This window comes from Halomonas litopenaei (assembly GCF_003045775.1).
In the GTDB taxonomy this organism is placed as follows: Bacteria; Pseudomonadota; Gammaproteobacteria; order Pseudomonadales; family Halomonadaceae; genus Halomonas; species Halomonas litopenaei.
This window is the reverse complement of sequence record NZ_PXNS01000023.1, coordinates 1-7,621: the sequence shown is the minus strand read 5'-3', so window position 1 is coordinate 7,621 and position 7,621 is coordinate 1. Positions and strand designations below refer to the sequence as shown.

6 protein-coding genes and 3 tRNA genes are annotated in these 7,621 nt (G+C 63.2%); 2 read left to right on the top strand and 7 right to left on the bottom strand.

The features are described 5' to 3' along the window. Window positions 1-58: 58 nt before the first annotated feature. From C6W88_RS20850 to C6W88_RS20825, 6 genes are all read right to left on the bottom strand, one after another. A tRNA-Thr gene (locus tag C6W88_RS20850) sits at window positions 59-133 on the bottom strand. A 41-nt stretch (window positions 134-174) separates the two neighbouring features. Next, window positions 175-248, bottom strand: a tRNA-Gly gene (locus tag C6W88_RS20845). 118 nt (window positions 249-366) lie between these two features. Next, window positions 367-450: transfer RNA gene (locus C6W88_RS20840), tRNA-Tyr, on the bottom strand. Between the two features lie 208 nt (window positions 451-658). Continuing rightward, window positions 659-1,498 (bottom strand): type III pantothenate kinase, encoded by an 840-nt coding sequence (locus C6W88_RS20835; protein WP_045990874.1) that lies wholly within the window; start codon window positions 1,496-1,498, stop codon window positions 659-661. Beyond that, the gene (locus tag C6W88_RS20830; RefSeq protein ID WP_108133876.1) at window positions 1,495-2,547 is read right to left on the bottom strand and encodes a biotin--[acetyl-CoA-carboxylase] ligase; all 1,053 of its coding nucleotides are present in this window, start codon (window positions 2,545-2,547) and stop codon (window positions 1,495-1,497) included. The genes C6W88_RS20835 and C6W88_RS20830 overlap by 4 nt, the downstream gene beginning before the upstream one ends. Before the next feature lie 368 nt (window positions 2,548-2,915). After that, entirely contained in the window at window positions 2,916-3,596 is a 681-nt protein-coding gene (locus C6W88_RS20825) for a FadR/GntR family transcriptional regulator (protein WP_108133875.1), read from the bottom strand. Window positions 3,597-3,749: 153 nt separating this feature from the next. Here C6W88_RS20825 and C6W88_RS20820 point away from each other — a divergent pair, with 153 nt between their 5' ends. Both C6W88_RS20820 and nhaC read left to right on the top strand, forming a co-directional pair. Next, the gene (locus tag C6W88_RS20820; RefSeq protein ID WP_108133874.1) at window positions 3,750-4,889 is read left to right on the top strand and encodes a trans-sulfuration enzyme family protein; all 1,140 of its coding nucleotides are present in this window, start codon (window positions 3,750-3,752) and stop codon (window positions 4,887-4,889) included. A 21-nt stretch (window positions 4,890-4,910) separates the two neighbouring features. Further along, on the top strand, window positions 4,911-6,404 hold the full coding sequence (gene nhaC / locus C6W88_RS20815; protein WP_108133873.1) for a Na+/H+ antiporter NhaC: 1,494 nt from the start codon (window positions 4,911-4,913) through the stop codon (window positions 6,402-6,404). A 145-nt stretch (window positions 6,405-6,549) separates the two neighbouring features. Here nhaC and C6W88_RS20810 read toward each other — a convergent pair whose 3' ends face one another. Continuing rightward, window positions 6,550-7,113, bottom strand: a complete 564-nt coding sequence (locus C6W88_RS20810) for a type 1 glutamine amidotransferase domain-containing protein (RefSeq protein ID WP_108133872.1) — start codon at window positions 7,111-7,113, stop codon at window positions 6,550-6,552. Between the last annotated feature and the right edge of the window lie 508 nt (window positions 7,114-7,621).

The following is a 7,621-nucleotide window of genomic DNA, read 5'->3' as shown; positions in this document are numbered from 1 at the left end:
TCCGCCCTGCAGACGCGACGGAGAAAGAAAAAGCGAGCCTAGGCTCGCTTTTCTTAGATGGAGCTCATGGACGGATTTGAACCGTCGACCTCACCCTTACCAAGGGTGTGCTCTACCCCTGAGCTACATGAGCGCACTCTTCGGCAACCCAACTACTTCACATTGCCTGAACTCTGGAGCGGGCAGCGGGGATCGAACCCGCATCATCAGCTTGGAAGGCTGAGGTTCTACCATTGAACTATGCCCGCAAAATCGGTACTAAACCTTCTTTGCTGAAGCAAAGCCCACCGAACCCAAACCAGCCTGGCAGCGTCCGACCGCCTGCTCCATATCAACCAGAAACCACAACTCTGGTCGATCAAAATCTGGTGGAGGGGGAAGGATTCGAACCTTCGAAGCTTTCGCGGCAGATTTACAGTCTGCTCCCTTTGGCCACTCGGGAACCCCTCCAACTGGCGACGTATTTTATCGCCCCGCTCCGAGAAGTCAAGTGGTTGTTTTAAAAGAATCAAGCTGTACGCAAAATTCTTACAACCTGTCTCGACGGCAGCCTGCAACCCGCGGGTCGCTGTACCTCGGAACGCGGCGCATTGTGTCAAAGCAGAATGGATAACGCAAGGCTTCCATAGGCTTTTTTTACGGCGCGCCGGAACCACGGTCACAGCAGCATCGAAAACGCCAGGCCCGCACGGATCTTTTCCAGCGCTACCGGAGCCGGTGGCACCGGCGCCCCCGCCATCTTGCCGGCACGTTCTGCTGCCGTCAGAGGGAAACACGCTTCAAGACCGGCGTAGACCATGTCCGGCCAGATCGCGTGGGGTACGCGAATACCACGAGACACCACCCTGGCATCGCCGCCGGTGACCAGCATGGGTAGCGCCACCCCCTCCCGGTCGCAGACCTCGCTGTAGATCCGATTGACCGCGCTGACAGCGGCCATGTAGATACCGTGATTGACCGCCTCTACCGTGCGCCGCCCAGGAGCGAGCAGCTCGTCTGCCTCGCTGTCCGGGTCGATGGCCACGTTGCGGGTGCCCAGCTTCAGGCTTTCTTTCATCAGACGCAGCCCCGGCAGGATGTACCCCCCGAGATGACGCCCGCCTGGCAGCACGAAGTCGATGGTGATGGCACTGCCACAGTCCACCGTGCAGCTGGCACCGGCGAGCTGATAGCCCGCCAGCACCCCCATCCAGCGATCCACGCCCAGTCGACCCGGCTCGTGATAGCCGTTGGTGACGCCCAGCGCTTCGTGGCAGGAGCGCGCCACGTGCACCGAACGCACCCGGTCCTTGAGCAGCGACTCGGTCTGCGCCAGCACCGAACGCCTCGCTACACTGGAAATGCGCACCGTCTCGACCACGTCGAGGTCGGGAATGTCCGACCCGGGCTTCCACTCCTCCCGGGTCCACACCGCGCCCCTGGAGCGAATCTCGCTGCTGTCAGCGTCCTTCAGGCGCCACTTGGACAGGGTATTGCCGATATCCAGATCAAGAATCATGGGCGAGCCCGCACGCTGATCTCTCCTCCCACCAGGCGCTCTTGCCGCTCTCCGTCAATGCCCTTGCGCACCCAGAGATTGCCACTGCCATCCACGTCTCCTGCCTGGGCCAGCTCGCGCTGCTCCCCTCGAATGATTTCGATGTCCCAACCGGCAAAGGCGTGACGTGCGTTCCAGGCGTCGCGCCAGGCATCGAACCCCTGCTCCTCGAAACCTGCCAGCATGCCCAGCAGACCGTCCAGCAATTCGGCCGCCAGCACGTTACGGGATAGTCCCGGAGCCTGATCATGCACACAAGCGACCGGCTGATCGATCTTCGCCCGGAAGCTCTCCGGCAGATCCACGTTGATGCCCATGCCGAGCACCACCTCGCAGGGGCCGGCGGCGTCACCGCTCATCTCGACCAGAATACCGGCCAGCTTGCCAAAGCCCTGCTGACCCGCCCCCTGCCCGGTCGCTCCCTGCTCATCCAATCCTTGCTGAGCCGATCCTTGCGGACCCAAGGGCAACAGCACGTCGTTGGGCCACTTCAGCCCGGGCTTGAGCCCATGGCGTTCCAGTACCTGGGCCAGCACCACGCCGATGGCCAGGCTGAGGCCTTCCAGGGCAGCGACACCCGAATCGAAGCGCCAGCCCACGGAGCACATCAGCGTGCGCCCCCAGGGGGTCGTCCAGGTGCGCCCGCGCCGCCCACGGCCGGCGCTCTGCTGTTCGACCAGGCAGGCCTCAGCGTGCCCTGCTCCCTGACGAAAACGCTCGCGCAGGAACTCGTTGCTCGAGGGCAGGGTGTCTTCCACGAAGAGGCGCGAGAGGTGCCGACGCGACTCGCGTGACAGCGCGGCCACCACCGAGGGCCCATCGAGCAGCTCAAGGGGTTCGGCTAGCCGATACCCCTGCCCCTTGACCGCCTCCATGGGGATGCCGAGATCCTCAAGCTTGCGCAGCTGCTTCCACACCGCCGCCCGCGACACGCCCAGCTTTTCCCCCAGCTGCTGGCCGGAGTGGAACTCGCCGTCACTCAACAGCCGAATCAGCTCACCAATGGTCATCCCTCGCCCCTTCCACGGGAAAAGGGCATAGTCTATCGAATGTCGCCTGTCGCCGGAAATCCACGCGTCTGCAACACTCCTGTGGGTGTGCCTCTGAGCAACTCCTCCAGGTGTTACGAGCACCGACGGGCGGTGGCGAGCAAAAGGAAAATGGCACCATGCAAGCGTCCGCCACTCTGCTCGATTGTAGCCACGCGGACAATGCCCGAGCCTGGACTCGAAAGTCCTCCACAACGCCAATGCCAGCCGCCTACTGACTGGCCACTGCGTCGCTGCTTGCTGCATCGAAGCAGCAATATCTGATGGGCGAAGCCCGCCCTGTACGCTATTGCTGCAGGCGCAACGAACCAGCCACCAGGCCGGCGTCTTCACGACACCATGGCCTCGACGCTCTTGCGCGTGGCACCGACCAGGCTGTCGAAGGCGGCCAGAGCGGCCTGCTCATCACGCCGCCGCATGGCCTCGAGCAGGTCTTCGTGGTGGGCAAAGCTTGCGTCAAACACCTCATGACGATCGTCCGGCGAGTCCCAGGACAGGTACAGCTCGTCGTGCATCATCTGGATCAGCCCGACCAGCACGCGATTGCCGCAGGCCTGATAGATCGCCAGGTGAAAGGCCGCGTCGGCCTCGCTGACCGCGAGGAAATCCTCCCTCGCCCGAGCACGTCGATAGTCATCCAGGTGGCCGGCCATGGCCTCGAAGGCGGTCTCTTCGGCGTGCCGCACGGCCAGCAGGATGGCCTGGGCCTCCAGCGCCTGGCGAACCTCGAGCATCTCCAGCAGATGCGCCCTGGCGTCATGGATGCCAAGACTGGCCAGCAGTTGAAAGGTCCGCTGTTCGCTGACGAAGATCCCCTTGCCGTTGACCACCTCGATGATGCCCTCGGCCTGGAGCTTCTTGAGGCCCTCCCGGAGGGTAGATCGACCTACCTCCAGGCGCTCCATCCACTCCCCCAACGAAGGTAGGCGCGCCCCCGGCGCCAACTGCTCTTTGGCGATATAGGCGCTGATCTCTCCGGCGACGGTGTCCGATAAGTAGAGTCGTTTCATGACGTTGGCATCCAGGCAGGAAAGGCGTCCAGGGGCCTGATCGACGGTAACGGCAAACCTCTTCTGGATCAATTGTGGGGCCAGCAGGGCCGTGCTAGCTTAGCTATCAGACAGGCTGATAGCTCAATCCACCCTGCTTGCGGAGACCGCACCGTGGACCCACAGGATCGCCATATCTGTAGTCACGCCTTCGAACAGCGCCAGGATCATCACGGCGCCGTGGCACCTCCCGTCTACCAGACCAGCATCTTCACCTTCCCGGACCTCGAAAGCTTCAGCCGCGCACAGCTGGCCGAACGCGAACGCTTCATCTATAGCCGAGGGCTCAATCCCACCGTCAAGTTGCTGGAAGACAAGCTGGCGGCGCTGGAACGTGGCCAGGCCTGCAAGGCCTTTGCCTCCGGCATGGGCGCCATCTCCGCCACACTATTCTCGCTGCTGAAGCACGGCGACCACGTCCTGCGCATCAACCAGACCTACGGGCCGAGCGTCGAGTTGCTCGACCATATGGCCCGCTACGGCGTCAGCCACGACGGTATCGCCGGTGACCAGCAACTGACCGACCACCTGCGGCCCGAGACCCGCCTGATCTACATCGAGAGTCCGTCGTCACTGCGCATGGAGCTGGCAGACCTCGAGGCTATCTCCGCCATCGCCCGGAAACGCGGCATCCTCACGCTGATCGACAACACCTGGGCCACCCCGCTGTTCCAGAAGCCGCTTACCCACGGCATCGATATGGTGGTGCACTCGCTGTCGAAGTACATCGGCGGGCACAGCGACGTGGTCGGCGGCGCAGTCATCGCCGACGCCAAGCTGATCGACAGGCTCTTCGCCAACGGTCACCAGTTGCTGGGCGCCGCTCTGTCGCCCCACAGCGCCTCGCTAATCCTGCGCGGTCTACGCACCCTGCCGGTGCGCATGGCCGAGCATCAGCGCAACGCCTTGGCGGTCGCACGTTTTCTCGCTGACCACCCGCAGGTCGCAGCTGTGCATCACCCGAGCCTCGCCAAAGGCGCCGCCGCCGACTGGGCCGCCCGCCAGCTGCACGGCCATTCGGGCCTGCTCAGCCTTGCGCTTCACCACCCCAGCTACTCGCGCATCGCGAACTTCATCGACGCCCTCGAACTGATGCGTATCGGCGTCAGCTGGGGCGGCTACGAAAGTCTTGCGCTGTCTCCCATGCGCCCCGACGGCAGCGGACAACCGCTGATTCGCCTGGCCATCGGGCTTGAACACATCGACGACATCATCGACGACCTCGAGCGGGGGTTCGCCGCGCTCGAACGCTGATCACCACGAGGAGGACATCCCATGCCAGCCATACAACGACAACCTGGACTTGTTCCATCCCTGATCCTGCTGACCGCCATCGCCTTCGCCATCGTCTACGGCATCGTGGTGGCGGGCCTACCCACCGAACTGGTGCTGATCACCCTGGGCGCCGCCGCCACCCTGTTCAGTCTGCTGCACGGCGGGACCTGGGAAGGCGTCATGGACATCATGGGCAACAAGGTACGCACCGCCCTGTCCGCGCTACTGGTGCTCTACAGCATCGGTATCATCATCGGCACCTGGATGATCTCGGGCACCATTCCCTACTTCATCTACCATGGCCTGGAGCTGATCGACCCCCGCTACCTGTACGTCATGGCGTTCTTCGGCACCGCCATCGTCTCCACCTTCACCGGCACCTCCTGGGGCTCCGCCGGGACCCTGGGGGTGGCTATCATGGGCATCGCCGCGGCCATGGACATCAACCTGGCGATCACCGCCGGCGCGGTGCTCTCGGGCGCCTACTTCGGCGACAAGCTGTCGCCGCTGTCGGACACCACCATCATGGCTTCCATGGTGGTAGGCGAAGACCTGTACCGACACATCCGCCACCTGATGTACACCTCACTGCCCGCCAGCGTGGTGGCCGCTGTGGTCTACCTGATACTCGGCCTCAACATGGACCTGGCAGAGGGCACCCCGGAGGCCATCGCCGCCAGCGCCGAGACCATCGGCGGGCTCTATCAGCTGAACCTCCTGTTGCTGCTGCCGGTGGCCATCGTGCTGTTCGGCTCGGTGCGCAAGAAACCGACCCTGGTGGTACTGTTCCTGGCCTCGGCCTGCGCCGCCCTGCTGGCGATACTGCTCCAGGGTGCCAGCCCCGAGGCGGTGGCCAAGGCCGCAGTATCGGGCTTCAACGTCAGCCTGCTGGCCGGCTTCAACCCGGGCCTGGACGTCGCCACCCTGCCCCCGGCACTGGTCAGCCTGCTGAACCGTGGCGGGCTCTACAGCATGCACGGAGCAGTGCTGTTCGCGCTGTGCGCCTTCTTCTTTGCCTCGGCGCTGGAGGCCGCCGGCATCCTCAAGGTCGTGCTCGATCGCAGCCTGGCCTACGTGCGCTCCGCCCGCGGCACTATCCTGGCCTCGCTGGCGGCCAGCAGCACCATCATCCTGGCCACCGGCAACAGCTACGTAACCTTCTTTTTGACCCGTGAGCTGTTCGCCGAGCAATATCGCAAGCGAGGCCTGCACCAGCTCAATCTGTCGCGCAGCATGGAAGACGGCGGCATGATTCCCGAGCCGCTGGCCCCCTGGACCGTCTCCGCCGTCTACATGGCAGGCACCCTGGGTGTTGCCACCCTCGACTACGCTCCCTGGGCGCTGTTCAACTACCTGGGTATCGTCTTCTCGATCCTGCTTGCCATGATCGGACCCTGGACCGGCTGGTTCGGCGTAAAGCGCATCGAGCCCACTGGCGAGGAACAGACCGATTCGGTCACTCCATCAATGAACGCTTCTTCCACCGTCAAATAGGCCCGTCGAACCAGCCCTTCGAACTAGCCCGTCGAACTGGCTCGGCTACATCACCAGCCAACACCACCTCGACACGCAACAGGCCCCCGGCGACCAAGTCGCCGGGGGCCTGTTGCGTTCCGCCAGGTTGCTGTATCGAACAGCGTCAGGCGTGCTGCTTCTCGTGACGCCCTTCGTGGATTTCCTCGACCAGCTTGTGGCAGAAGATATCCAGATCATCAGGCTTACGGCTGGTCACCAGGCCGTTATCCACCACTACCTGCTCGTCGACCCAGTCGGCGCCTGCATTGCGCAGATCCTGTTCGACACTCGGGTAGGAGGTCAGCCTGCGACCTTCGACCACCCCGGCGTTGATCAGGATCCAGGGGGCGTGGCAGATCGCTGCCACCGGCTTGTGAGCCTGGAAGAAAGCATTGACGAAGCTCAAGGCCTTCTCGTCCTGGCGCAGGGCGTCGGGATTGAACAGGCCGCCAGGCAACACCAAGGCGTGATAGTCATGTTCGCTGACATCATCCAGGGCCACGTCGACGTCGTAGGTGTCACCCCAGTCGTTTCCTGCCCAGGCCTTGATGCCCTTGGCCTCCGGGGAGACCACGTGCACCACGATGCCCTGCTGCTGAAGCTTCGCCTTGGGTACCGCCAGCTCCGACTCCTCGAAACCGTGGGTGGCGAGAATCGCGACACGTTTGCCTTCCACTTGCTGCGTCATGACATCCTCCATGGATCGATAAATTAGACAATCGACTCTATCTGTCACGTGCTTGTACAAGATGGAGGTCCAGCCGCCGTGCTTCAACCCGCGTATCGCACAAGCCTAAATCAAGTTTGTCGGTCGCCGACTCTCCCCTTCTGGTGGAAGATTCCGGTGATAGCGATGGCTCAGCTGCTCGATGACCAGGCGTGCTGCCGGCCACATCACGCTGCCGTGGTCCTCGCCGCCAAACAGCACGAACTGGGAAGACAGGCCTGTACAAGTCGTGCCTGATAGTCGTTGATGCACCGCTCAATCCGCGGCGGCAGCTAGCCGTCGCCCCCTCACAGCTAGGGGCTGATGGCGAACAGGCTATCGAGGTAGCCCTGTCCCGGGTGCAGCGCATCCGGCACGCAAACGTCCAGGCGATGGCGCTCACCGGTGGCGCGGGTACGACTCTTTACACAAAAGAAGGCCCAACTCCTCTCGGAATTGGGCTTCTTCTGAATAAATGCCTGACGATGAC

Bases quoted from the DNA above. Each gene is read 5' to 3' on its own strand.
- C6W88_RS20835 (WP_045990874.1), bottom strand. From the start codon at position 1,498: ATGATTCTTGATCTGGATATCGGCAATACCCTGTCCAAGTGGCGCCTG.
- C6W88_RS20825 (WP_108133875.1), bottom strand. From the start codon at position 3,596: ATGAAACGACTCTACTTATCGGACACCGTCGCCGGAGAGATCAGCGCC.
- nhaC (WP_108133873.1), top strand. From the start codon at position 4,911: ATGCCAGCCATACAACGACAACCTGGACTTGTTCCATCCCTGATCCTG.
- C6W88_RS20830 (WP_108133876.1), bottom strand. From the start codon at position 2,547: ATGACCATTGGTGAGCTGATTCGGCTGTTGAGTGACGGCGAGTTCCAC.
- C6W88_RS20810 (WP_108133872.1), bottom strand. From the start codon at position 7,113: ATGACGCAGCAAGTGGAAGGCAAACGTGTCGCGATTCTCGCCACCCAC.